The 25,529-nt window shown below is 39.7% G+C and carries 26 protein-coding genes; 13 read left to right on the plus strand and 13 right to left on the minus strand.

What is annotated here, in order from left to right; genetic code table 11:
- The first annotated feature begins 21 nt into the window (after nt 1–21).
- The gene (locus FTU36_RS07465) at nt 22–1,359 is read left to right on the plus strand and encodes a TrkH family potassium uptake protein (RefSeq protein WP_168378596.1); all 1,338 of its coding nucleotides are present in this window, start codon (nt 22–24) and stop codon (nt 1,357–1,359) included.
- Between the two features lie 378 nt (nt 1,360–1,737).
- Here the strand turns inward: FTU36_RS07465 and FTU36_RS07470 are convergent, their stop codons facing one another.
- The 4 genes from FTU36_RS07470 to FTU36_RS07485 form a co-directional block, all read right to left on the minus strand.
- Nucleotides 1,738–2,895 (minus strand): phospholipase A, encoded by a 1,158-nt coding sequence (locus FTU36_RS07470; RefSeq protein ID WP_180117300.1) that lies wholly within the window; start codon nt 2,893–2,895, stop codon nt 1,738–1,740.
- A gap of 18 nt (nt 2,896–2,913) precedes the next feature.
- On the minus strand, nt 2,914–5,853 hold the full coding sequence (locus FTU36_RS07475; protein ID WP_180117302.1) for an insulinase family protein: 2,940 nt from the start codon (nt 5,851–5,853) through the stop codon (nt 2,914–2,916).
- A 141-nt stretch (nt 5,854–5,994) separates the two neighbouring features.
- Complete coding sequence (locus FTU36_RS07480) at nt 5,995–6,768, minus strand: hypothetical protein (RefSeq protein ID WP_180117304.1); 774 nt, start codon at nt 6,766–6,768, stop codon at nt 5,995–5,997.
- A gap of 163 nt (nt 6,769–6,931) precedes the next feature.
- Nucleotides 6,932–7,381, minus strand: coding sequence for a GNAT family N-acetyltransferase (locus FTU36_RS07485; RefSeq protein WP_180117306.1), 450 nt, complete (start codon nt 7,379–7,381; stop codon nt 6,932–6,934).
- Between the two features lie 277 nt (nt 7,382–7,658).
- Between FTU36_RS07485 and FTU36_RS07490 the strand changes: the two genes are divergently transcribed.
- From FTU36_RS07490 to FTU36_RS07500, 3 genes are read left to right on the plus strand one after another with little or no spacing between them, the layout of a single operon-like run.
- On the plus strand, nt 7,659–8,663 hold the full coding sequence (locus tag FTU36_RS07490; RefSeq protein WP_180004657.1) for an adenosine kinase: 1,005 nt from the start codon (nt 7,659–7,661) through the stop codon (nt 8,661–8,663).
- The gene (locus FTU36_RS07495; RefSeq protein WP_180004656.1) at nt 8,663–8,989 is read left to right on the plus strand and encodes a Rieske (2Fe-2S) protein; all 327 of its coding nucleotides are present in this window, start codon (nt 8,663–8,665) and stop codon (nt 8,987–8,989) included. Before FTU36_RS07490 ends, FTU36_RS07495 begins: the two co-directional genes overlap by 1 nt.
- Nucleotides 8,990–9,005: 16 nt before the next feature.
- Entirely contained in the window at nt 9,006–9,614 is a 609-nt protein-coding gene (locus tag FTU36_RS07500; protein ID WP_168378601.1) for an OB-fold-containig protein, read from the plus strand.
- An 86-nt stretch (nt 9,615–9,700) separates the two neighbouring features.
- Here FTU36_RS07500 and FTU36_RS07505 read toward each other — a convergent pair whose 3' ends face one another.
- Both FTU36_RS07505 and FTU36_RS07510 read right to left on the minus strand, forming a co-directional pair.
- On the minus strand, nt 9,701–10,327 hold the full coding sequence (locus FTU36_RS07505) for a YidB family protein (protein WP_180065504.1): 627 nt from the start codon (nt 10,325–10,327) through the stop codon (nt 9,701–9,703).
- 112 nt (nt 10,328–10,439) lie between these two features.
- Nucleotides 10,440–10,910 carry a DUF6231 family protein gene (locus tag FTU36_RS07510; protein WP_180117308.1) on the minus strand — a complete coding sequence of 157 codons (471 nt, stop codon included), beginning with the start codon at nt 10,908–10,910 and terminating at the stop codon, nt 10,440–10,442.
- 34 nt (nt 10,911–10,944) lie between these two features.
- On the opposite strand from FTU36_RS07510, the gene FTU36_RS07515 reads away from it, so the two are divergent.
- Complete coding sequence (locus FTU36_RS07515) at nt 10,945–11,814, plus strand: DUF2797 domain-containing protein (RefSeq protein ID WP_078189198.1); 870 nt, start codon at nt 10,945–10,947, stop codon at nt 11,812–11,814.
- 77 nt (nt 11,815–11,891) lie between these two features.
- Here FTU36_RS07515 and FTU36_RS07520 read toward each other — a convergent pair whose 3' ends face one another.
- From FTU36_RS07520 to FTU36_RS07545, 6 genes are all read right to left on the minus strand, one after another.
- Complete coding sequence (locus FTU36_RS07520; protein ID WP_373683466.1) at nt 11,892–12,809, minus strand: alpha/beta fold hydrolase; 918 nt, start codon at nt 12,807–12,809, stop codon at nt 11,892–11,894.
- Between the two features lie 250 nt (nt 12,810–13,059).
- Entirely contained in the window at nt 13,060–13,671 is a 612-nt protein-coding gene (locus tag FTU36_RS07525; RefSeq protein WP_180022148.1) for a hypothetical protein, read from the minus strand.
- A 78-nt stretch (nt 13,672–13,749) separates the two neighbouring features.
- Complete coding sequence (locus tag FTU36_RS07530) at nt 13,750–14,397, minus strand: Ig-like domain-containing protein (RefSeq protein WP_180065502.1); 648 nt, start codon at nt 14,395–14,397, stop codon at nt 13,750–13,752.
- A gap of 187 nt (nt 14,398–14,584) precedes the next feature.
- Entirely contained in the window at nt 14,585–16,450 is a 1,866-nt protein-coding gene (locus FTU36_RS07535) for a SurA N-terminal domain-containing protein (protein ID WP_180117309.1), read from the minus strand.
- A gap of 132 nt (nt 16,451–16,582) precedes the next feature.
- On the minus strand, nt 16,583–16,855 hold the full coding sequence (locus tag FTU36_RS07540; RefSeq protein WP_078188662.1) for an HU family DNA-binding protein: 273 nt from the start codon (nt 16,853–16,855) through the stop codon (nt 16,583–16,585).
- 166 nt (nt 16,856–17,021) lie between these two features.
- A complete protein-coding gene (locus FTU36_RS07545; RefSeq protein ID WP_180117311.1) occupies nt 17,022–17,492 on the minus strand; it encodes a phasin family protein in 471 nt (156 codons plus the stop codon).
- A gap of 207 nt (nt 17,493–17,699) precedes the next feature.
- Between FTU36_RS07545 and FTU36_RS07550 the strand changes: the two genes are divergently transcribed.
- The 8 genes from FTU36_RS07550 (at nt 17,700) to fdx (ending at nt 23,875) form a co-directional block, all read left to right on the plus strand.
- Nucleotides 17,700–18,347, plus strand: a complete 648-nt coding sequence (locus FTU36_RS07550) for a hypothetical protein (protein ID WP_180004651.1) — start codon at nt 17,700–17,702, stop codon at nt 18,345–18,347.
- Nucleotides 18,348–18,459: 112 nt separating this feature from the next.
- A complete protein-coding gene (locus FTU36_RS07555) occupies nt 18,460–18,933 on the plus strand; it encodes an Rrf2 family transcriptional regulator (protein WP_078188665.1) in 474 nt (157 codons plus the stop codon).
- A gap of 1 nt (nt 18,934) precedes the next feature.
- On the plus strand, nt 18,935–20,152 hold the full coding sequence (locus FTU36_RS07560; RefSeq protein ID WP_078188666.1) for an IscS subfamily cysteine desulfurase: 1,218 nt from the start codon (nt 18,935–18,937) through the stop codon (nt 20,150–20,152).
- A gap of 104 nt (nt 20,153–20,256) precedes the next feature.
- Complete coding sequence (gene iscU / locus FTU36_RS07565; protein WP_078188667.1) at nt 20,257–20,643, plus strand: Fe-S cluster assembly scaffold IscU; 387 nt, start codon at nt 20,257–20,259, stop codon at nt 20,641–20,643.
- A gap of 37 nt (nt 20,644–20,680) precedes the next feature.
- On the plus strand, nt 20,681–21,001 hold the full coding sequence (gene iscA / locus FTU36_RS07570; RefSeq protein ID WP_078188668.1) for an iron-sulfur cluster assembly protein IscA: 321 nt from the start codon (nt 20,681–20,683) through the stop codon (nt 20,999–21,001).
- Between the two features lie 104 nt (nt 21,002–21,105).
- Complete coding sequence (gene hscB / locus FTU36_RS07575; RefSeq protein ID WP_168378605.1) at nt 21,106–21,621, plus strand: Fe-S protein assembly co-chaperone HscB; 516 nt, start codon at nt 21,106–21,108, stop codon at nt 21,619–21,621.
- 39 nt (nt 21,622–21,660) lie between these two features.
- Nucleotides 21,661–23,520, plus strand: coding sequence for a Fe-S protein assembly chaperone HscA (gene hscA / locus FTU36_RS07580; RefSeq protein ID WP_180117313.1), 1,860 nt, complete (start codon nt 21,661–21,663; stop codon nt 23,518–23,520).
- Nucleotides 23,521–23,536: 16 nt separating this feature from the next.
- Nucleotides 23,537–23,875 carry an ISC system 2Fe-2S type ferredoxin gene (fdx, locus tag FTU36_RS07585; protein WP_078193483.1) on the plus strand — a complete coding sequence of 113 codons (339 nt, stop codon included), beginning with the start codon at nt 23,537–23,539 and terminating at the stop codon, nt 23,873–23,875.
- 174 nt (nt 23,876–24,049) lie between these two features.
- On the opposite strand, the gene FTU36_RS07590 is transcribed toward fdx, so the two are convergent.
- Nucleotides 24,050–25,516, minus strand: coding sequence for an adenylate/guanylate cyclase domain-containing protein (locus FTU36_RS07590; RefSeq protein WP_180117315.1), 1,467 nt, complete (start codon nt 25,514–25,516; stop codon nt 24,050–24,052).
- Nucleotides 25,517–25,529 lie beyond the last annotated feature (13 nt).

The following is a 25,529-nucleotide window of genomic DNA, read 5'->3' on the forward strand; positions in this document are numbered from 1 at the left end:
GCAAGATGACAGTAGAAAAACATGAAACTGCACAATAAACAGCGTAATACCATTAATCTTAGCCCACCCAGTATTTTGGCATTGGGTTTTCTTGGGCTCATTATCATTGGCACCTTGCTGTTAAAGCTCCCATATTCACATCATGGCGATTTAAGTTGGATCAATGCCCTCTTTACAGCGACCTCTGCCGTAACCATTACAGGACTTTCAGTTGTAAATGTCGGCGAAGCCTATACGGTGTTTGGTAAAGTCGTGATTATGGGTTTACTACAATGCGGCGGTCTCGGCTTTATGACCTTTGCGATATTGGCCGCTATGAGTTTGTCCCCTAAAATTGGGCTAAAACAACAAATTATGGCTCAAGAAACCATTGGACAAACCAGCCTTGCCAAAGTGACCATGACTATTAAAGGCGTACTGCTTTATTCGCTATTTTTTGAAATGGTGGGAACGGTTATTTTGACCATCGCTTGGATGCAAGAATACAATTTTAACCAGGCCCTGTTTTATGCTGCCTTTTATAGTGTTTCAGCATTTAATAATGGTGGATTTTCATTATTTCCCAATAGTTTAATGAGCTTCGCTGACCGTTATTTCATTACATTTACCATCAGTATGCTTTATATCATCGGTGGTATCGGCTTTTTGGTACTGATGGACATTAAGCGCAATAAAAGTTGGAAAAAACTCAGCACCAATAGCAAGCTGATTTTATCGACCATTGCAGGCTTAAATGTCTTTGCCTTCATCACCATTTGGTTATTAGAAGCCAATAATGCTGCAACCTTAGCCACGATGTCACTAGGTGATCAAGCCCTAAATGCTTGGTTCCATGCAACGGTTCCACGTTCATCCGGTTTTAACAGCTTACCCATGGAAAGCATGAGCGATGCATCATCACTCGTCACGATGTTACTAATGTTTATTGGAGGTGGTTCTCTCAGTACAGCCGGCGGCATTAAAGTCGGGACGTTTATTATTGTTGTGCTCAGTGTGGTCAGTTTTTTAAGACGTGAAGATGAACTGCGTGTGTTTAACCACTCTGTTTCTGAAAAAACGACCTTTAAAGCATTAGCGGTGATTTTCATTACAGTAACGTTGATTTTCATTGGCTTTTTCAGTCTATTGCTTCTCGAACCTGATAAACGCTTTTTAGACTTACTCTTTGAAGCAGTATCCGCTGCCTGCACCGTTGGCCTATCTCGTGGCATCACCAGTGACTTACAACCCGCCAGTTTAGTCGCCCTGATGTTATTAATGTTCGCAGGCCGTCTTGGCCCCTTAACACTGGCTTATCTGATTGCTACACCGAAGAAGAGTCGCTTAAAACACCCACCTTCTGAGATCCAAATCGGTTGATTTGTACATTTTCTCTCCGCCATAAAAAAAACCACGCCATAGCATGGTTTTTTTATTTACTGATGTTACATAGTAACATCAGTAGCGTAATTTGATTCAAATGAAAGAACGATACGCGGTAAGGTCATCCGCAAGTGTTTGAGACAGGATGACTTCTAATCAAAAATGTTTTTGCGATACTTTAAATAAATAGACGCTAGAGAGCGAGTTTTGCGGATGACAATGGTTTTGGGTACTTTTGCCGAAACAAAAGTACCTCCAGCCGAAGGCTAATCCCTTTATTCAATCCCTAGATATAAGACTCCGTCGATTAGACTTAAAAGCATCTTAAAAATGCGAAATTACTTTTACGTCCGTAAATTAATTATTGAGCAATCATTAAAACCAATTCATTAATGACACACCGACACCGACATAGGTTGCACGATGGTTATAGTCAATCAGGCTTTCACCATAACCATCAAACAATTGAACTGTACCGCGCAATTTACCATTGATTGGGAAAGTCCAATCAAACTGCACAGCACCATGTGAATCATCACCACCTTTTAGTGAATGGCGCAACATCAAACTAAAGTCATGATCTTTATGACGATAAAAAGCTGTTAAATCTCCACGTCCCACATAGTCGGTAATATCTGGGTTGTTATCATCTTTGGTATCTTCTTCGAAACGATACCAAGGACGTAACATCAGTGCAAAATTGTCACGTTCAAATCCTAGATTTAATATGACACGGTTCCAACTCCGCGATAAGGGATCAGAACGTCCATTAGACTGATGGTTAAAAGTTAAGCCCAGCATACGCCAGTTCAAACCCAAGAGTTCATAGTTGGTACGAAAAACCAGACTGGCTTCAGGTTCATAGTTGGTTTCACGGAATGGTCGAGATTCATCTTCGTTATAGACTTGCCAACGAGAAGACTGGGTATAGCCCAACCAAATATCACCATTATCACCAAATAAGTTTTCAACAGCTTTGGTTTTTAATGACAATTGGAATTTGGCTTCCATCGATTTCAGGTTTTGTTCCTGATCGGCTTGTAACGTGTTGTTTTCATTCGGGCTTGATGGACGTTCATTTTTATCCGAAGTCCAATATCCCGGCATTAAATACACAGGTTGATAGCCACGAATATTCCACGTCCCCAATTTACTTTCTGGAGAAAGCTCCCAACGACTATCCAATAGTGAAAGATTTGGATTGAGGTTCGGTGCTTCTACAGCAAATAAACGGTCCGTAAACGCATGACTGACTTTTTCTTTCAAAGTCAGCTTTTCAGTCGGCTCAGGTTTGATTTCTTGGGCAGCTTGACGCTCAGAAACCAACATTTCTTTTTCAGCAGGTTGCACTTTAAACAAAGCGTCATAACACGATAATCGCTCTGCATTTGACTCAAGTGCCACACATGCTTCAGCGGTAGCTGGTTTAACAGCCACTTCCGCATTTTGTGCATTTACAGTATTGACATACATTGAACTGAGCGCAATGAGGCTCAGTTGCAATGTCGTACGCTCAAGAGATTTGAACGCCATAAAAACCCCTTTTTTGTTTTAATTCACTTGTTTTATTTCGAAACCAAGCTCAACTAAAGCATCTCGCTTAGCCACCGGTGCAACCACAGCTTTTGTCGGTTGTTGTTCAACCAAGTACGCCACAGCAACACGTTTTAGATCTTCCAAAGTCACATTCAAAAGACGTTCACGTAACATTTGACGGAAAGCTGGCGTGCGTTTATGCAATAAAGCGTAGCAAGCTGTAATAGCTTCACCCGCTGGTGATCCCGGTTTATCCATGCTAGCAATTAGACCCAAAATCGCTTCTTCTAGCTGATGAGGTTGTTGTTCAGCATTCAGTAGCCACTGCACACTTGCGTCAAAATCCTTAAACGTTTCAGCTAAACGTGGGTCACGGTAGCTATAGAAACGGAATGAACATGCATTACCGTCATAGCTTGCACCACCACCATAAGCACCACCTTTTTCACGAATCGCGCTATGCAAGAAGCCATTACGCAAATAAGCCGCCAAAATCATTAAAGGTGCTGCATCAGGATGCGACACTTCCACCGCAGGATATGCTGAAGCGCAGAACTGAACATTGGCTTGAATGAGCCAAGCTTCGTCATTGTTGCTATCTGCAAAATTCACTTGAGTTAAAGCATGTGGGTTATCATCAATCGCCACTTTATCCCAAATGGTTTGAACTTCCTCAACCAATCGGTCTGAATGATGTTCTTCACACACCACCAAGAATTGTGTTGGTGCTTTAAGCAAACGGTTATGAATTAACTTAAGCTCATCAATCAAGGCATTATAAGCCGTGTCGTCTTGCTCAATTTTGCTGACAAGTTCTGACAACCAGTTCAGCGCGCCTAGGCCTGTATTATGATAATCACGTAACGCCAATGCACTATGTTGACGACCTGCAATTTGCATTGCATAGCTATGACCAGAGCCAGAAACACGTGACTGCCAACGTGCTTTACGTTGTTGCAATAACTCTACGATACGATTTTTTTCATCAAAACGTAGCTGTTCAAAAGCCAATTTCAATAAGCGAATGGCTTCAAGATTATTCACCAATGATTTAGTGGTCAACGTTAGCCAAGCACTAATTTGACCTTTATCATCCACTTTTGAACGCAGCGATGCACCCATACCTAAACCGCCACTCACAGCTGTTTGCAACTGTTGTAGCTCTAAGTAGTCGTATTCACCTGCACCAACTTCACCCATCAAAATCGATAAGAGATTGAAATACGGCGATTGCACCACTTCATCAGGAATCTGAATCAAAACTTGTTGGTAGTAAAGACCATTGGTGCCTGCGTGGTAAAGATTTAACGGCGTATCCAAGCCATTACTGATAATTTCGCGTAATTGACCTTGTACAATCTGTAATTGTGCAGGAACGTCTTCTAAACCTACTTTAGGCAATAGGTTCAAATCATCTGGGGTATCTTGACGAATGTTCAGTGCTTCAGTCTGCGCAACAATCTCTGCTTTTTGCGCTTCAGTTAAGTTCGCATCAATTTCTTTTAAACGTGCTTTTTCTGCTGCCGCTTCCAACGCATTTTTTTCAGCATCTGGAACCAAAGTTAATTGCACACGATGTTGATTATCTAGCAAGTATGTTTTGATTAAGTTAGATAACCACATTGGGTCTTTCAACTCTTCCTTCACTTGTTCAATGGCCGTATCCACATCCCAAACATCCACAGGGTCTGAATGGTGAATCGCACTGCTTAAACCATTCAGAATTAAGCTTAGGCCATATGGTGTACCATCACCATTGATTTCACGCTGATGCAATTCAATTTGATGCAAAATCGCCTCAACTAAAGTCGGATCAACAGGCTTGGCCGCAACGTCTTCTAATACTTTAAACACGCCATTTTTAAATTGTTCTGCATGCTCAGGGTTAGAACCTTGAATTGCACAGTAGAACGTCATTTCATAGTTTGAATCATCTACACCCATGAATGGACCAGTAGACTGCGCATAACCACAGGTTTCTAAGTAATGACGTAATGGTGAAGCAGAATCTTCAAGCAATACCCCCTCAACCAAACGCATACCTAAACGTAATTTGATATTACTTGCTTCTGGCAATAACCAAGAAAGCACATGATAGGTTTTGTCTTTGAGGTCTTCAGCATCAACTGCATACGTTTCAGTTACAGTTACAGGCGCAGTTAAGCGGCGCTCAGGTTTTGAATACAGCGTTTGACCTTTTTCAAATTTTGACAAAGCAAGCGTTTCAAACTGTTCTTGTAAGTTATAAGCAGGCTCATTACCAAAGGTCATGAACACCGCATTACTTGGGTGATAATGTGATTTGTAGAAACTTACTAGCTCTTCATAACTTAAGTCAGGAATGTCTTTCGGATCACCGCCTGAGTTGTAATGATATGTCGTTTCTGGGAATAAATGATGGGCAAGTTGGTGATACAACTGATCTGAAGGTGAACTCATGGCACCTTTCATTTCATTAAATACCACGCCTTTATATACAGCTTCGCCATTTTCTAGCTCAATACGAATCCCTTCTTGCGCAAAATCAAGCGGGTTCAAATTCGCAGCAAAAGCAGCATCCATATAAACTTCTAACAAGTTTTGGAAATCTTTTTTGTTTTGCGTTGCAAATGGATAAGCCGTCCAATCCGCTGCGGTAAACGCATTCATAAACGTATTGAGGGAACGACGAATCATTAAAAAGAATGGGTCACGTACAGGGAACTTTTCTGAGCCACAAAGTGCTGTATGCTCAAGAATATGCGCCTCACCTTTTGAATCCATCGGCTGCGTACGGAAGGCAACTAAAAATACGTTTTCGTCATGGTTTGTGGCTAAGTGATAATGCACTGCGCCAGTCACTTTGTGTTTATATTCAGACACTAAAATGTCTAAAGCTTCAACATGATGTTGACGAATCAACTGAAACGCGGGATGTACAGTTTGAGAAATGGTTTCAGTGACATCTACAGTCATGTGTGCTCCTAATCTATTCATTTAAATTAGGCAAAGTATACCTTAAAAAATCACAACTAGATTCACCGAAACGACATTTCCAACTGTTTTAATCAACTTGAACTTTAATTTTAAAAATCACTTGTTTTCGCACTAAAACATTTAGACTGGTTTTATGGATTGCCTATCATTTCGTGTTGACCAATAGACGCAAATCACAATCGCCAACAACAGTACAAAAGAAGCCATAAAGCGACTTAGATCCAATCCACCTGAACTGATTGGCTTGTCTAGAAAATCGCCGACAACTGCGCCCAATGGACGTGTCAAAACAAAAGTAGCCCAAAATAAAATCGTCTTTGAGACCCGACTAAAAAAGTACAACAACGCCATCAATAGAATTAAACCACAAAATAGCCAAATGCCACCGCTATAGCCTAATCCTGTACTATCGGAAGTCCAGTCCCCCAAAGCTGTACCTAGCGTTTGAGAAAATGTAATCGTCAACCAATAAAAGATCTGTGTTCGCGGCAAATTCTCTACACTCGGATTAATTGCCCCTTCGACCTGATACCAGCTGAAAAGCGATATGAGCACCAAACTGAGTAACAGAAAACTACCACCCAAGTAGCCAATCCCTAAAGAACGATCTACAAAATCCGCTAAAGTCGTACCTACCGTTGTACTGGCAATAATCGTGGCCCAATATAAATAAGGTTTATAGGCTTTGGACTTTATTTGAAAATACAGCAAACTGATAAATATGCCTGCGAAACTAAAGGTACTGAGTAGATAGCCCAAATTTAAGGACATGGACAATGCATCACCACTGGTTTCACCAAAGGTGGTCGCAAAAATTTTGGTCAACCAAAACAGCGCGGTAATCTGGGGGACTTTTTTAACGTAGTCTTGTAGTTCATGCACTTGCATATGCATATGCATCACTCAATGCAGTTATTTTGATGCTTATATCTTCGATAACTGAAATGAATTTTTGCTTAAAATAAGGCACTCTTTTTTTAGAATTGTCACAAGAAAAAAAGCACCCGATATCGGATGCTTCATTTACAGTATTTACTGTCTATTTGTGGATTTAAAACTAAACTAGATATTTAAAATAATTATAATTTGGATGACTTTCGACATAGACATAATTCTGTTTTTGATAGAATTTTGCAGCATTTTTAAGCTCAGTATTTAAGCACAGTGCAGAAAAGTGTTTTTTTGCACCCTTTTCCAATTCCACCAATAGCTGCTTACCCACGCCACGCTGACGGTACTGCGGATGCACATAGAAACGGCGAACTCGTCCAATCCGTTCTTCTACACCAGTATCACCCCATTGCTGATTTAAACCGCCACAAGCAATTAATTTATCGCCATCATAAGCAAGCAATAATTGCTCACCCGTTTGGTCAAAACGATTTTTACCACTTTGATATTCTTCAATTAAACGGTGTATAAATGTATAGCCTTCATGCTGCGCCAAAGCAGCAATATTTTCGATTTGAGCAGGAAGTTGCTCTGCTGGACGAATCGTAATTTCCATATATTCACACTTTTAATCTGTTATCTATTTATGATGACCAAATCATCTTGATTCAGTCTGAACACCCTATAGCTCTATAAAAGTAAAATTTTTCGATTTGCACAATAGCAAAGCTGATTAAAACGGCAACTAATTCAAAAAAAATGTAAAAATATAATGGATTTGCCCGATTTTTATACACACTTGTCCTTTAATTGAATTTTTTTCAACAAACTACAGCAATCCTGAGCATTCGTGTAAACTTAGCACTTTCATTTTTTTGATGTGAACATACAACATGGCAACTGTTGACCTTTTTGCAATTGGTAATGCACTTATTGACCAAGAATTTAAAGTCTCTGACGAATTCCTAATTCAACACAATCTGCAAAAAGGTACGATGCAACTGACAGATGGCGATACTCAAGCAGCCCTTTATAACAATCTAAAAGCCACTCAAGAATATAAAGGTCAAGCTTCTGGTGGTTCTGCAGCAAATACAACGGTTGCTTTTAGTGCTTTAGGCGGAACTGCATTTTATGGTTGTCGTGTCGGCAATGATGACTTAGGTCAAATTTACCTAAATGGTTTAAACGACGCTGGCATCCAAACTGCAACTCAATCAATCAGTGAAGGTGTAACTGGCACATGTATGGTATTGGTCAGCCCTGATTCTGAACGTACGATGCATACTTACCTCGGTATTACTGCGGAATTGACTGATAGCCAAATTGATTTTGGCAGCTTAAATACTGCGAAATGGTTATATATCGAAGGTTATCTTTCAACATCAGACAGCGCACGCCTTGCGGTAAAACAAGCACGCCAAATCGCCAAAGCCAATGGTGTACAAATTGCATTGACCTTATCTGATCCAGCAATGGTGCAATATGCACGTCAAGGTCTAGATGAATTACTCGATGATGGCGTGGACTTATTGTTCTGTAATGAACAAGAAGCACTGATGTATACAGAAACAGATCATTTAGATGCTGCACTTACGAAATTGCAATCACTAAGCAAACACATTGTCATTACATTAAGTGCCAAAGGTGCCTTAATTCATAATGAAGCCGCAACATTTACCGTGCCAGGTCGTAAAGTTACCGCAGTAGATACCAATGGTGCTGGTGATGCTTTTGCTGGTGCTTTCCTATATGCACTCAATGCAGGTCATGACTATCAAACGGCTGCTGAACTTGCCATCTTGATCTCAAGTGAAGTTGTGGCTCAGTTTGGTCCACGCCTAGCAGTTGAAGACTATGCTCAGCTTTTACAATCATTTCAGAAGGAATGTGCTTAATGTTTAAAATTTGCATGACGGATGATGTGCCTGAACGTGAAGCACGATCATTCGAAACGCCTGAAGGTGAAACGATTTTTATCACCCAACGTGATGGCATGTTTTACGCTTATCAAAATAACTGCCCACACTTGCACGTGGAACTTGAGTTTCTTGAAAATCAGTTTCTAGATCGTGACCAAGAGTTTATTGAGTGCTCAACACACGGCGCACTGTTTATGGTCGACTCTGGGGAATGTATTTCTGGCCCATGCCAAGGTCAAGCCCTTGAAAAAGTGAACATTAACGTGCATTCTGACGGTGGAATCTACCTCACAGAAGAATAAACACTGGAATACAACCATGTCCGCATTTTTAACAGACTATAACTTAATACCCTTTCATTTAAGTTTATTGGCCGTACTGTTATTGGGCATGGTTGAAACCATTGGCTATTACATCAATATTAGTCCTAGCCAAGTTTTGAAAAGAATTGCCCCACAGCGCATACAAGAATTGGCATTATTGAATGTCAAATTTTCCAAGACTCTGATTTTGTTCTTTCTACTGATGAATTTTAGCTTTGCAGGCTATGTACTTCAGTTCTGTATTCACGCTAAAGAAGGTCAATTCGTTCCCGCTTATTATCTTATTTTACCTGCGTTGATTATTGCCATATTCTTTACGGTATTTATGATTCATTGTTTGGATCAGGTTGTACCGCCCAAATATAAAAAGCAAACGGTTAACTTGCTTGGCCGCCTTGCAACCATTTCAAGTGGAAATGCCCGTCCCGGCTTTTCGGCTCAAGCGCGTGTGCGTGATGAGTTTGGTCAACTACATTATGTGCAAGTTGAACCAGAGTTTGGTGAGTTAGAGTTTCAGTCGAAAATCATTTTGATTCGTCAAAAAAAATCACACTATATTGGCAAAAAAATCAGTGTGTCGAACCGTTTATTTAATCCATCTTAGCGTCATATTGTTATCATTTTTCAAATCAAAAAAAAGCTAGTGTTCACTGGCTTGTATTCAATCAAATACTTAAAGCGATATTTTGATTAACGCTTCAGGAAACCTGAGACCAAATTCATCACTTGTTGAATATCAGCATTCGCTTCTTGCTGATTGGTTTGTCCAGCTTGTGGCGTCAATGAGTCAATAATTTGCGGCAATACTGTTGAAATTGCACTGTACACATCTTGTTTCTGAGTTTGAGTTTCTTGTGCAACTTGCTCCACTTCGGCATCATCAAATAAATTTTGTACTTGTTGATTATTCACAGCGGCATTATCGCCAGGGCCTGTAGATACCCAATCATCAACCTGACTGCTCAAGCCCTGTCCACGTAATTTATCCAAAGCACCTTGTAGGCCACCTTGTTTTTGAATCCAAGCCAGCACCAGAGGTAACACTGCAACTAAAATGGTTGAAGCATTGCCACCACTACTACGTTGCTGCGACTGCGCTGCACCGCCCAGTTGGCCCAACACAGAGCCTAGAATTCCACCCAAACCACCCGCTTGGTTTTGAGCATTGGTTTGTGTATTTTGAGCGCCTGCATTTGCACCCAGTTGCCCCAACACCGAACCTAAAATACCGCCCAAGCCACCTTGTTGATTTTGATTGTTTGCACCACCAAGGGCCTGCTTTGCTAAAATCTCAACAATATTATTTAAATTTGTCATTTTATTTTTCCCAGTGAAACCTAGATAAACTTAATTACAGCATACGTGGGAAAAGACAGTTTTATCATAAATGTTTGTTAATTTTTGCAATTTCTCGCAGGCTAAGTATTTGTTACCAACGGAATTTATCCCAGTTTTCAGGATTTGCCCAAAATTTAGAGTTAAACCAATCTGGAATGTGTTTATAAGTCAAAATATTAAACTGCCATAAAGCAAAATCACCTTCATGTGTGGTTTTATCAATGAGCTGAGTAAAGCCTAAAGCACGTAATAATTGTTCATCGTGTAATTTACTCACCACCACGATGCGTTTGGCAAATAGGTCTCGCAATTTTACCAACATCTGAGTTTTCTGCTGCTGATCCAAACTCAACATCATTTCAGTATCAAGAATCACAAATCCAAGGTCAAAACGCTGGGTAAAAGGCAGATTTAAAAACTCAGTTACGTTAAAATGTTGCCATTGAATTGGATGAAATTGATTGTATTGCTCAAGATCCTGACCAATACAGATTGCGGTTGAAATGGGCTGCTCTTTTGACAAATCGTCTAGCATAGAAGTGATGACATTTTGTTCAGCCATTGACCGCATCCTTAATAATGAAGTGAGTATTCGTATGGAACTACAAGGCATTTGCCATAAAATGCATGCAGGTCTTAAAGACCTTAGTGTAACTGATCAACATACACACAAGGCAAATGTTGAGTATAAATTTATTCTAGATCGCTCAGAAGTTGATCTACCGTTTAGCCTTGGCCAAGAAATTGAAATTGAAGCCACTGGAAATATCTACTGCATTTCTTGCGGCGCAAAAACGCCTAAATCGTATTCACAAGGTCATTGCTTCAAATGCATGAAGACTAAGGCATCTTGTGATATGTGCATTATGAAGCCTGAAACCTGTCATTATCATCTCGGGACTTGCCGTGAAGATGATTTTGCCCATGAAGTTTGCTTTCAACCGCATATTGTCTATTTAGCCAATTCGAGTGCCTTAAAAGTGGGGATTACCCGCTTGGGTCAAATGCCTACACGTTGGCTAGACCAAGGTGCGACGCAAGCTTTGCCTATTATGAAAGTTGGTTCACGTCGTTTATCTGGTCAGCTTGAAGTCATGTTTGGTACGCAAGTGGCCGATAAAACCGATTGGCGTAAATTGCTCAAAGGTGAAGCAGAACCGATCAACCTGATCGAAATTCGCGACCAATTGGTAGAAGAATTCGCACCAAAAATTCAGACCATTCGTGAAGAATTTAGCCAAAATTTAGAGTTTAATGAAACCGTTGAACTGCTAGAAGATGAGTTGCCACGCCAATTTATCTACCCGGTAGATGAATATCCTGAAAAAATCAAATCGCATAATTTGGACAAAACACCGATTATTCGAGGAAAATTACAAGGGATTAAAGGTCAGTATTTGATTTTGGATACCGGTGTGATTAATATTCGAAAATACACTGGCTATGAAATTAAAGTACGTACTTAAATCGACTCAAAGTATCTAATTAAGTTTAAAAAAGCGAGATATTTCTCGCTTTTTTACACCTACTCTACCAATCTGATTCATTGAACAGTTGAAAGAAACTTTAAATATGGCAACGCCATTAACTGCTCCGCTTCTAAGATTGGCATATGACCAACATGGTCTAAAATCAGAGGCTTTTCGGCTTTTTTAAATAAGCGTCTCAGTTCTTCTGCTACTTCAACATTGATAATCTGATCTTGCTTCCCCCAGATAATAAACACAGGTGCATCAATGCCTCGTGCAGCCAAAGCAAAGGACTCTGGCGTATACAAGGTGGCCATTTTTTGCAGTTGCTCCACCATTTTATTGGTTTGTTTAGACTGAACGATCATCAACTTTTCTTGCCCAATTTTTAATTCTTGTGGAATAAAAGGCGGAGATTGCATCACGATCTTCATCACGCGATCAAAATCACCAGTTTTTCTGACCACTAGCTCTGCAAGCTTTGCCGTATCTTTTAAATATACTGTATTGCTCGACTTAAAGACACCAGCCGAATCCACCAACAATAAAGATTTCACTTCTAAGGGATACTGAGCGCTATAGAGCATGGCAATTGCACCACCCATCGAATGCCCTGCGATATGTAAATTTGGATCTAACTTTGCAGCATCTATAAATCGTCGTAATTTTTCAGTTAAATTAGGAATTGATAGATCAAATTGATCTGCGACAATAGTTTCTCCATGTGCTGGCAGATCTGGAATAATGACATGATAATTGGGCGTTAAATAACGGGCAACTCGGTTCCAATTATCACGCGTGCCTGACAAACCATGCAGCAACAGTAGCGTCGGTTTTCGTGGATCTCCTCCTTCACTGTATATCCATTCGATTTCATTATTTTTGACTTTATTACTACTCAAGCCCGCCCAAGCTCTTTCCTGCTCTAAAACTTTTTGAAAGTTTAGTTCTGCAGCTTGAATACTACTGGCAACGCAAATCGTTAGTAGCATCTGTATCATGTGTTTAAAATAATGATCTATCCACCGCAATAACGGGTTCTTTAAACGTTTACATTGAGGCATATACAGAGATATCATCCACTTAATCCTTTGTCGTGATGAGTTATTTTTTTCATATTATTTTTTGAGAACACCAATCTACGATGCTAGAGTCAATATTTCATTTGCCAAATCTTTTAAATAAAAATTATATCTGTCAATTTAAACCAAAAAAAACCAGCTCGGAAGCTGGTTCATATTTCTAAGCAAGCCAATCAGACGGTGTCAGTGGAGCTTCAATGAGTAAGCTTGGATATTCAAGCGCAGGAAGTATAGCGGGCGGATTTGAAACGTCGCTGCCCAATGCGATCAAATCCTGTTCATCGGTGTGCAATACAATTGGGACTTCATTCGCATCCTGTAAAAGCGTATCTAGATTGATCACAGATTGAATCGGCTCAATTTGACTGTCATTTTGGTTTTCACTTTGCTCATCACTTGCCAATAAAATCTCTGTAAGTTCAACAGATGATTCAGGTTGTGCAAGAAACAGTTTAGCTATTGAGATTTCAGGCGATTGAACACCACGACTGTCCTCCGCCACGATTGTTGCAAAGCCACCATTTTGAATCGGGTTATCCATCGACCAAAAACCACTTTCATTGGCATACGTCACGTACTCTTGACCATTGGCTGTAACAATGATTTTAGCCTGTTGAAATGCATTGCCTTCGAGTTTTTCAGTATTTAGCGTCACTTCTGGCGCCGGCAGTAGATAGCTTGGATTTTCAGGCGAGGTCTGAATAAATGGAAATACCAAGCCAATCGCAGGAGATTGCTGACCAAATTGATCTTCCACAACAATCATCAACATGCCACCATTTGCCACTGGATTTTCTATTGACCAATCACCATTTTCATCGACCTGAATACGATAGACCGCTTGATCCGACTAAATCACAACAGTCGTATTTGGTGCGGCAGTACCTGATATCACCGCGCCAGACTCTAAAATCGTAACAGCTTGCGGTAAAATGATTTGCGCTGTATGCAACGCCTCAGAACGATGACCATCCTGATCAATTGCCACAACACTTATTGCACCTGTGGTCGTTAAAGGATTGAGCATCGACCAATCGCCATTTACATCAGCAACTGTTATAAACTCTTGCTCACCATAGGTCACAACCACCGTATTTCCTGCATCAGCTTTACCAACCAAATATTCGCCTTTTTCAATTATTTCCGGCATCTTGGGTAGCACACTTGGCTCTGCAATTGGAGCAATCATTATTGCCTCTGAGCGTAAGCCATGATGATTTACCGCATAAATTGTGGCAACTCCACCATCCTTCAGTGGATTATCAATCTGCCGATGTCCTTGTTTATCCACTTTGACGCGTGTAACAGTTTCACCGACTGAAATGATCACCCATGTTTTTGGCTCTGCCGTGCCAGTTATAAGATCATCTAGTCCAGTCACTTCTGGTGTTGAGGGAATATGCTGATGCTGTGTTTTCCCCTGAATCAGCAACTGCTTTATTTCAACTTGTCCCAAAATGTTTTTTAAAATACCGTTTAAATCTCTCATCTTTTGCATAACACCCTCAAATCACATCATTATATTTATTTGGGAAAATGCCTTCCCAAACTCAATTTAAGAGAATTATTTAAATAGTCAATTTTATTTAATCTTTGTTTTTAAAAGTTTTTCTTAAAGTGTGATGCATTAAACTTAAACATAAAAAAACCAGCTCGAAAGCTGGTTTTTTTTAAAGCTGCCTTAATTATTTAATTTTGGCATGATCTTTTAGATAACGTGTGTAGTCATCAAATTCTTGTTGACCACGAAGCTGTTGATAAAGTTTTGTTAACTCATCTAACTGCTCACCCGTTAATGCCGCATCAGATTGTTTGTTCACTGTAGTCACAGCAACCACAACCAATTCATTTGGTAGATTAGTCGTAGTAACAGACCAATGACCTGCTTTCGGCGCTTTTACGCTAAATGCAGCACGTTGAATTTCGCGTTTCAATAAACCATCAGCACGGGTGAATGTACCCGCATTTTCAAAGTTTAAACTGCCTTTCGCAACTGAAGCAGCAGGTTTTGCAGCAAACTCTTTTAAAGTCGCTTGAATCTGTGCTTTTGCAGCATCAGACGCTTTCTTTTCAATCAGCTGAGTTTTCACATGCGCTTTCGCTTCAGCTAAGGTTTGAACACCCGCAGCATGATAGTTACGCACTTTCACCCAAACCACATCACCGTTTTTCAACTGAATGCTCGATGAAACATTACGTTCACCATTTTTAACATCATCGTTAAACAATTTAACTTTGACGTTTGCATCACTTAAAACTGGATGTTGCGATGCTAATGTTAAGCCATTCAATGACTGTACTTTTACGCCTTTCACTTCTTGGCCCACGACATCAAGAGCATCACTGCTTACAACCATGTCATTGAGGCTGTTTACAGTGTCAGAAAAAACATTGGCTTTTTTCGAAGCAGCAACTTCAGCTTGTAGACGTGCTTTTTCTTGTTCAAATGAAACCACTTTTACAGCTGGTGCCACTTTTTCGATCAAGTGATAACCACTGTCTGTTTTCACTGGAGCAGTCACTTGACCAGCTTGAGCACCTTCAACTGCAGCATCAAACGCATCACCAAACACACCTTTTTCATAAGCAACCAGTTCACCACCTTTCGCTTTAGATTCAGGATCTTCAGAGAATTGCGCAGCAGCTTGGTTAAAGCTTAAACCCGCTTTTATTTTAGCTTGAACACTTTCAGCCAGTTTTTTAGCTTCGGCATCTGAACGATTGTCCGCAGTGATCATGATGTGCTTAACGATAGGTTTAACTGACTTCTGTGCATTCTCAACAAAGCTGTTATACGCTTCTTTCAGTTCAGCATCAGTTGCAGCTTCTACAGGTGCAGTAATATTGGCAGGTGTTAATACGACAAAATCTGCATCAACACTAGTTGCTTGCTTAAATTTGTTTTTATGCTGCTCATAATAAGCCGCAATTTCTGCATCAGATACTTTTACATTTTTCTTGTAATTTTCAAGATTAATGCTTGTCAACTGAATACTACGTTGTTCCGTTTGTAAGTTCGCAATTTGCAAGATATCAAGCTTACTCACCAATGCATATTCCATAAATGTTGTAGACAACATTTTTAAAGCATGGTCTTTACGTAAATTATCAATGAATGTGCGGTTTGTCATACCAATCGATTCGAGGTATCTCCCAAACGCTTCATCTGAAAATTGACCATTGACTTGGAAGCTTGGCTGCTGATGAATCATTTGCACAATTTGTGCATCACTCAAGCTAATGCCTAATTTATCAGCTTGTTGCAATAACAATTGGCGTGAAACCAAAGTATCCATCGCTTTATTGCTAATGAAATTTTGATTCAATAATGTTTCATCACCCTGAGCATATGCCAGATATTGTTCTTTTAATGAGTTCGTCAGTGCTTCGAGTTCTTTTTGAGAAATTTCAGTACCGTTTACAGTCTTTGCTGCATCTTTAGATCCACCACTAAAATATCCTTCAATACCTACAAGTGCTAAAGGGGTCAAAAACAAAACGAGCAAGACCTTGCCCAGCCAACCCTTAATGACTTTACGAAACGATTCCATAAGTATTCCAATATTTTATTTGCGGTGAATTTTAACCGAAAACCCGAGATGAATGAATGCGATATATCAATTAATCACATTTACCAATAAAAAACGCGCCAAATAATGGCGCGTCTCATGTGCTTAATAAGATTAAGCTACAGAATCTTTCAAGCCTTTACCAGCTTTGAAGCTAGGAACTTTGCTTGCTTTGATTTCTAAAGTCGCACCAGTTTGTGGGTTACGACCAGTACGTGCAGCGCGTTCTTTAACGCTGAAAGTACCGAAACCAACTAAAGTAACTGTATCACCAGCTTTTAATGCATTGGTAACTGCAGCAATTGTAGCATCTAAAGCTTTACCGGCATCGGCCTTAGATAATCCCCCATTTTCGGCAATTGCATCAATTAATTCTGATTTATTCATGAAAATTACGTCCTCTTAATATCGTTTATTTAAGGTTCAAGAATTTGTATAAAACGCCATAACGCCTTTATAGCAATGCTTTAGGGTTAAACGCAATACTCATCAACCTCTTTTTATAGAATTTTTTGACGAAAAAAACCTTGAAAATTCGATAATAGTAAAAAAGTTAGTGTTTTTTTAGTATTTCGGCCCTCAGTTGGGCATTTTCTTCGGCCAATTGGTCAACTTTAGTATGTAATTGAAGTATAAGCCTTTCTAAGTGCTGTAAATCCTTTACAGTCACCAATCCTAAACGGTTTAAAGAATGATTAACACCATTATCTAAAATTTTTTCTACTTTATCTTTCGTATCGGTTACAGATTCTTTGGCTTTTTCTGAAACTTTTTCGACAGTTTGATCTGCAATATCAATCGTTTTGGACTCAAGCTCCTCTCCAACTTTGACTAAAGAGTCAAAAAGCTTATTTCCTTCACCCTCAGCACGTGAAAAAGCACCTAATCCAGCCAACCAAATCTGTTTGGTATATTTGCGAAAATCCATTTTAGAGCGACGATCAGAATGACTACGTACGCGAGTTTTAGCCGGCTTTTCTGCTTTTTCTTGTGCATCATCAATTATGCTTTCTGTATTTTCCATAATCCGCACTTCTCCTGATTATTTTATGTGCACAGCAACATGTGATTCTTCATTTTAACAACATAATAGCAAACATATGACTTGATAGATTGATTAAACTGTTCTACAAAGCTGGTGAATTACCAACTTTTTGGTATATTCTAAGTTCCTCTAGAGCAGGATGCTCAGTTTCCAGTGCTTTCAGATTTTAACAAGGACATTTTTTTTATGAGTGATACGCAACAAACACAAGCTCAACCACATTTGTTGCTTACTATGACCCTGATTGTTTTAGAAACGATTTTTACTTTCATTTTAAAACATGACCGTGTTGTAGCATTACAAGCTAAAAAATTTGTTGATCAAAAAGTCGCACTGAAAATAAATAGCTACATCCCTTATTTTGATTTTTATGTTCAGTTTACTGAGCACGGTATTCTGTTCGACACGAAATCTCCAGATAAAGCCATCGACCTTGATGTCCGCACGACACTAATAGATTTGGTAAAAATTTTTGTATTTGGTAATCGTAAAAGCATCAAAACCATGCGTATCGATGGTGATGTGGTTCTAAAAGATGAATTTCGTGATCTGGTTTCATTATTTAGTGTGCCCAAAATTTTATCTGACTGGAAACACTGGCTGTCTGAACCTGTCGAAGAAAACGATATCGTTGCGTCAAAAAAACGTATTGCCCCACTTTTAGAAAAAATCGAACAGCAACGCTCTAAAATCAACACACTGCAAGTTGAAGTTAAACAATATAAAAACCGTATTAAGCGTATCGAACGTCGTCAAAAGCGGATTAATATCGCTTTTAGTCTAATATCTGTTCTTTTAATAACGTTATTAGTGTATAATGTGTGGTTCAAATAAATACATAATTTTTCAGACAAAATAAAACAAATAAACAATCTCAAAAAAACTTGACTATTTTAGTCAGGATTCATAAAATCTGCACATCTAGACTTAACATGTGTATCGAATCATGCGCTTAACAACTCGCGGTCGCTACGCAGTGACTGCTCTACTTGATTTAGCTTTGCAGCCAACTGAACAAACGATCACTCTTGCAGAAATTGCAGCTCGTCAAACCATTTCAGTGGCCTATCTTGAGCAGTTATTTGCAAAATTAAAGCGTCACGGCTTAGTTTCCAGCATCCGTGGAGCAAACGGTGGTTATCACCTAGCTCGTAGTGCTGAAGACATCACTGTTTTGGAAATTATTGAAGCTGTAAATGAAACAGTTGATGCAACCCGTTGTGACCACAAAGGCAACTGCCAAAATGGTGCAATGTGCTTGACTCACGATTTATGGCAGGAACTCTCCCACCACATTGCCGATTATCTTGCAAAAATCACCCTTGCTGACCTTGTAGCACGCGATAACGTTCAAACCGTATCTATTCGTCAAAATTCAGCAAACTTTGATTCAGCCCTTTTATCGGTTACAGGTATTTGACATGAAGCGTCCTATTTATCTTGACTATGCAGCAACTACACCTGTAGACCCTCAAGTCGCAGAACGTATGATGGAATGTCTAACGTTTGACGGTACTTTTGGTAATGCAGCTTCTCGTTCTCATGCTTACGGCTGGCAGGCAGAAGAAAAAGTAGAATATGCACGTGAACAAGTTGCTAATCTAGTAAAAGCTGATCCACGCGAAATCGTTTGGACGTCTGGTGCAACTGAGTCTGACAACCTTGCGCTTAAAGGTATTGCTCAGTTCTATGCATCTAAAGGCAAGCACATTATTACAAGTAAAATTGAACATAAAGCAATTCTTGATACTTGCCGCGAGCTTGAAGAAGAAGGCTTCGAAATTACTTATCTTGAGCCAGAAGCAAAAACAGGTTTAATTACACCTGAAATGGTTCAAGCGGCCCTTCGTCCAGATACGATTCTTGTATCTTTGATGATGGTGAACAATGAAATCGGTACAACTACAGATGTAGCTGCAATCGGTGAATTGACTCGTGCAAACAAAACTTATTTCCACGTAGATGCTGCGCAAGCTGCTGGTAAAGTAGAAATTGATCTTTCAACTATGAAAGTTGATTTGATGAGTTTCTCTGGCCACAAAATCTATGGTCCTAAAGGTATTGGTGCTCTTTATGTACGTCGTCAACCACGTGTACGTATTAAAGCGCAAATGCACGGTGGCGGTCATGAACGTGGTATGCGTTCAGGTACGCTAGCGACTCACCAAATCGTGGGTATGGGCGAAGCGTTCGAACTTGCAGGCAAAAACCTACATGCCGAACAAACTCGTATTCGTGTACTTCGTGACAAACTTTGGAATGGCTTGCAAGGTCTTGAACAAGTCTTCCTGAACGGTCACCCAGAATACAACGTTGCAAACTATCTAAACGTCAGCTTTAACTTTGTTGAAGGTGAATCGTTAATGATGGCACTTAAAGATTGCGCAGTATCTTCTGGTTCTGCATGTACATCAGCAACTTTAGAACCATCTTATGTACTTCGTGCATTGGGTCTTTCAGACGAACTGGCTCACAGCTCGATTCGTTTCAGCTTTGGTAAATACACCACTGAAGCCGATATTGACCATGTACTTGAAATTACCAAAGCAGCAGTTGAAAAACTACGTGATCTTTCACCGCTTTGGGATATGTACAAAGAAGGTATCGACCTTAATTCTGTAGAATGGGCTGAACACTAATTCATCCCGGTGAGATAGCTTTTATTTTAAGGCTATCTCATTGATTAACGTAATTTCACCCCCATATTAATCTTAAGGCTGACCCCGAGGTTTGGAGAAGCGTCATGGCTTATAGCGAAAAAGTAATTGATCATTACGAAAACCCTCGTAATGTTGGTGTTTTAGACAAAAATGCAGAAAACGTTGGTACAGGTATGGTCGGTGCACCAGCTTGTGGCGATGTTATGCGTCTACAGATTCAAGTTGATGACAATGGCGTAATTGAAGAAGCTCGCTTCAAAACTTACGGTTGTGGTTCAGCAATTGCATCTAGCTCATTAGTAACAGAGTGGCTAAAAGGCAAAACTCTTGATGAAGCTCAAGCAATTAAGAACATTGATATTGCAACTGAACTTGCACTTCCACCAGTAAAAGTACACTGCTCTGTACTTGCTGAAGATGCAATCAAAGCTGCTGTAGAAGACTACCGTAGCAAGAAAGTAAAAGCTTAATTGTTTACGTGTTTTAAAAAAGATTAACGGAGTTTTCATGATTCATTTAACTGAAAATGCTGCAACTCATATCAGCAATTACATCAAGAATCGCGGTAAGGGTGAAGGCATTCGCGTTGGCGTGAAAACTTCTGGCTGTTCTGGTTTAGCTTATGTACTTGAGTTTGTCGATGATATTGACACGCATGACCAAGTATTCGATCAGTTTGGCGTAAAAGTATTCGTTGACCCAAAAAGCTTAGTTTATCTCGAAGGTATGGAGATGGACTATGTGAAAAATGGATTAAACGAAGGTTTTGAATTTAATAACCCAAATAAAAAAGGCGAATGTGGCTGCGGCGAATCGTTTACGGTTTAAGCCTTTTCCACACTCCTTTTTCGCATTAAAACAGTGTAAAATTCACTGTTTTAATTGCATTTAAAGCAACACTTTTTGCACCTCTATTGCGGACACCATCTCCCATGAATCATTTTGAGTTGTTTAACTTACCTGTAGCACTCGATATTGATTTAGCAGTTTTAAAATCTGAATTTTTAAAGTTGCAGCAACAATATCATCCAGATAAAGCTGAAGACAAAGATCTAGCCCTGATTAAATCCAGTGAGATTAATCAAGCATTTAAAGCTTTATCCAATGTTGATAGCCGCGCTGCATATCTTTTAAGTCTTAAAAAACAAGATTATCACCTTGATCAATCGATTAGTGATTTTGAGTTCCTACAAGATGCCTTAGAAATTCGTGAACAGTTAGATGAGGCATGCTCTGCTGATGACCTCACTTCACTTAAAACTGAAGTTCAGCAATGGATTGACGGTTTGGTTCGTGAATTCAAGATTGATTATGACGACGAAGACTGGGCTGAAGCACGTGATACCGTACGTAAATTACGCTTCTTCCAAAAAGTAATGGCTGACATCGATAAAGCTGAAGATCGCTTCTTAGACGACGATAGCTTTGATTTAGACGATGATTTTTAATTTATTTTTTATATTTGACGTTCAAAGGATGTAACACACATGGCTCTCTTGCAAATTGCAGAACCTGGTCAATCAAGTGCGCCGCATGAACACCGCATCGCAATTGGTATCGATCTTGGGACTACACACTCTTTAGTAGCCACGGTACTTTCTGGTAAAGCGAAAGTGCTTAACGATGAACATGGTCGTGTGTTACTCCCTTCTATTGCACACTATGACGAATCCACTACGCAATATGGTGACGACGCAAAGGCATTCTTAACGACTGATCCTAAAAACACCATCGTTTCTGTAAAACGCTTTATGGGTCGCTCTAAGGCAGATATTAAATTCCAACACCCGTACAACTTAGTCGGTGAAGCGAATGAAATGCCTGCTTTTGAAACTGCACAAGGTCGCAAAACACCCGTTGAAATTTCTGCTGAAATTTTAAAACAACTTAAAGACCGTGCAGAAAGCAGCTTAAACAATCCAGTAAATGGTGCTGTCATTACTGTGCCTGCCTATTTTGATGAAGCACAGCGTCAAGCAACGCGTGATGCAGCACAGCTTGCAGGCTTAAATGTACTCCGTCTTTTAAATGAACCGACTGCTGCGGCAGTGGCTTATGGCTTAGACCAAGACACCAATCTTGCACATGATCAAAACTATGTGATCTACGATCTGGGTGGTGGTACTTTTGACGTTTCAATTTTACGTTTCTCTCAAGGTGTTTTTGAAGTTCTAGCAACGGGTGGCCACACGGCGCTTGGTGGTGATGACTTAGACCGTCTGATTGTAAAATGGGCAAAAAAACAACTGAATATTGAAACTTTAGATGATGCTGAATATGCCCATTTCATCGTTTCTGCTCGTAAAGCAAAAGAAGCTCTAACCGAGGCTGAATCTGTAGAGCTTAAAGTCCTTGATCAATCATTGACTTTAGACCGCCCTACTTTTGAATCCATCATCAAAGTTGCTTTGGATAAAACCATCAGCGTTTGCAAACGTGTCATGCGTGATGCCAAGCTTGAGCTCAGCGATATTCAAAATGTGGTATTGGTCGGTGGTTCTACCCGCTCGTATGCTGTACAAAAAGCTGTTCAAGATGTCTTCAATCAAGAACCGCTCTGTACTATTAACCCTGATGAAGTTGTGGCCATTGGCGCGTCGATTACAGCGAACCAACTTATTGGTAACTCTAAAGATGGTTCACTGCTTTTAGATGTCACACCACTTTCTTTAGGTTTAGAAACCATGGGCGGTTTGGTTGAGCGCCTTATTTCGCGTAATACAGCCATTCCAGTGGCACGTCGCCAAGAATTCACAACCTATCAAGATGGTCAAACAGCGATGTTAATTCATGTTGTACAAGGTGAACGTGATCTGGTTGAACATTGCCGTAGTCTAGGTCGTTTCGTGCTTCGTGGTATTCCACCGATGACTGCAGGTCAAGCGCGTATCGAAGTGACATTCCAAGTTGATGCAGATGGTTTACTGACGGTGTCTGCCAAAGAAACCACTTCTGGTGTACATGCTCAAATTGACATCAAACCTTCTTATGGTTTATCTGATGCCGACACTGAACGCTTACTGATTGATGGTTATAAGTTTGCTGAAGAAGATAAAAACTTACGTCATCTTCAAGAAACCAAGGTTGAAGCAAAACGTGAACTTGAAGCACTTGATCAAGCACTTAAAGTAGATGCTCAACTCCTCAACCAAGAGCAACTCAGTTCCCTCACTTCTGCACGCAGTGTTTTAAATGCTGCACTTGAAACGACTGATATCAAAGCTATTGAACATGCTGTAGAACAGCTTAAAATACATAGCGATGCATTTGCTGCAGCTCGTATGAATCAGCACATTGATGCCGCATTGAAAGGCACAAAACTCGATGACTGGTCAAACTCAAATTAATTTATAGGTCAAGATTATGCCACGTATTAAAGTACTGCCTCACGCAACAATCTGCCCAAACGGCGCTGAGTTTGAAGTCGAATCAAATGCTAACCTTTGCGAAAGCATGTTAAAAAACGGCATCAAAATTGAACATGCATGTGATATGTCTAAAGCATGCACCACTTGCCATGTGGTTGTACGTAAAGGTTTTGATGGTCTAGATGAAATGGATGATGTCGAAGCAGATCTTCTCGATCGTGCTTGGGGGTTAGAACCAGACTCTCGTCTGTCATGCCAAGTAAAAATTGAAGATGAAGATTTGGAAATTGAAATTCCTAAATACACCATCAACCATGCTTCAGAAAATCATTAATTTATAGAATATTTTCTATAATCAAAAAGCCAGTTCATCGTCACTGGCTTTTTTATGCATAAATCTATTCAAGAATTCAAAAAAAGAAGACGTTTTGATAAAAGAATGAATTGAGTTATTTTTACAATTTAAGGCAATACGATTAGATCTAATTTTTATAATGTATATGTGAAATTAAGAGTGAGATTCAGTTTTTTTGACTTCTTCGATCACTTCGTCTTCTAAATTCAGTTTAACAATACCAGCAGAGTTGGTCATTTTTTGCTGAGTTTGTAAGCGTTTAATCATACGTTCTAAAACATGTATTAGTTCAGGATATTCAAAGTTTTGTACTTCATCTAAGTTCAACAATAGATTAAAGCCTTTATATTCGTAATCGAACCAACGTTGATAATCTGTTTTCTGTGAGGTGTATTTTTCCATCACTTGCCAAGTACGTACTGGGCCTTTGATACCTTTTAAGAAGATCGGTGCTTTAGGTGCACATAAATAGTCATTTTTCACTAAATGATGCGTATCGTCTGAAATCAAAATTTCATCGACTTCGGCAGCACTCTGTAATCTTGCAGCCAAGTTGGCATCACGACCCACGATGGTATAAGCCATACGGTGAGCCGCACCATAGTTCCCAACGTGGCAATACCCTGTAGAAATACCCATACGAATGTGTAGCGGCGGATAACCCATTTTAATCCAGCGTTCACGTAGCAACTTCATTTGCTGACGCATGACCATTGCCATCTCTAAACAGGTTTTTGCATCTTGCTCTACGCCTTGGCTATGTGGATCACCAAAGAAGATTAGAATTGCATCACCCATAAATTTATCGACAGTCGCTTCATACTGTTTGGCAATCTCAGTCATATGACTCAAATAGTCATTGAGTAGAAATGCTAAATCGTCTGGGATTAATGTTTCAGAAAGTTCTGTGAACCCTTGAATATCTGAAAAGAAAATCGTGAGTTTTTTACGTTTATATTCGATTTTAGCTTCAGACTCACCTTTCATAATCGATTGCCAAAGCTGCATTGGCGCATAACGACTCAATTGATTAGCGAATTCCATATAACGATTCATCTGATCATAATAGTGGTTCTTTTTATTGCTCAAAGACTGAACTTGGGTGTGTTGATAAAATGTCCCCACACTGAAATAGGTAATGAGGCATAAAAAGCCAAGAACGGTTAATTCACTGCTGGTTGACTCAAAATACTCTTGAAAACCAAAGACATAAATATTACACAAATAAAATACAGTGACGCCTACAATTCCTGCCAAGGACATCATTAAGAAATTAATTTTGTTATAAATGGTTGTATACAGCAGTGCAAAGACCGCAAGAAAGGTTAAAACGAGGCTTAAATGTACTGCAGACATCAGCACAGCAATAACAATGATATCGATCAGAAAAAGTACATTACGCTTAACTTGATTGCTATATCGATAAATTAGCCAATGGGAAAACTTGGGAACAACTAAAATCAGAAAAAATAAAAATGCAGGAATGTAGATTTGATATTGCGTATCTGGCTGAGTGTAATGATAGACAACAATCACCAAAGACAGCATGATATATCCCATCAAACGATGAAAATATTCAAACTGTTTAGGCTCTTTGCTGATTAAATTGTCTAACGGCACTCGATCGCCCCCA

Source organism: Acinetobacter sp. YH12096 (assembly GCF_013419215.1).
Classification (GTDB): Bacteria; Pseudomonadota; Gammaproteobacteria; order Pseudomonadales; family Moraxellaceae; genus Acinetobacter; species Acinetobacter amyesii.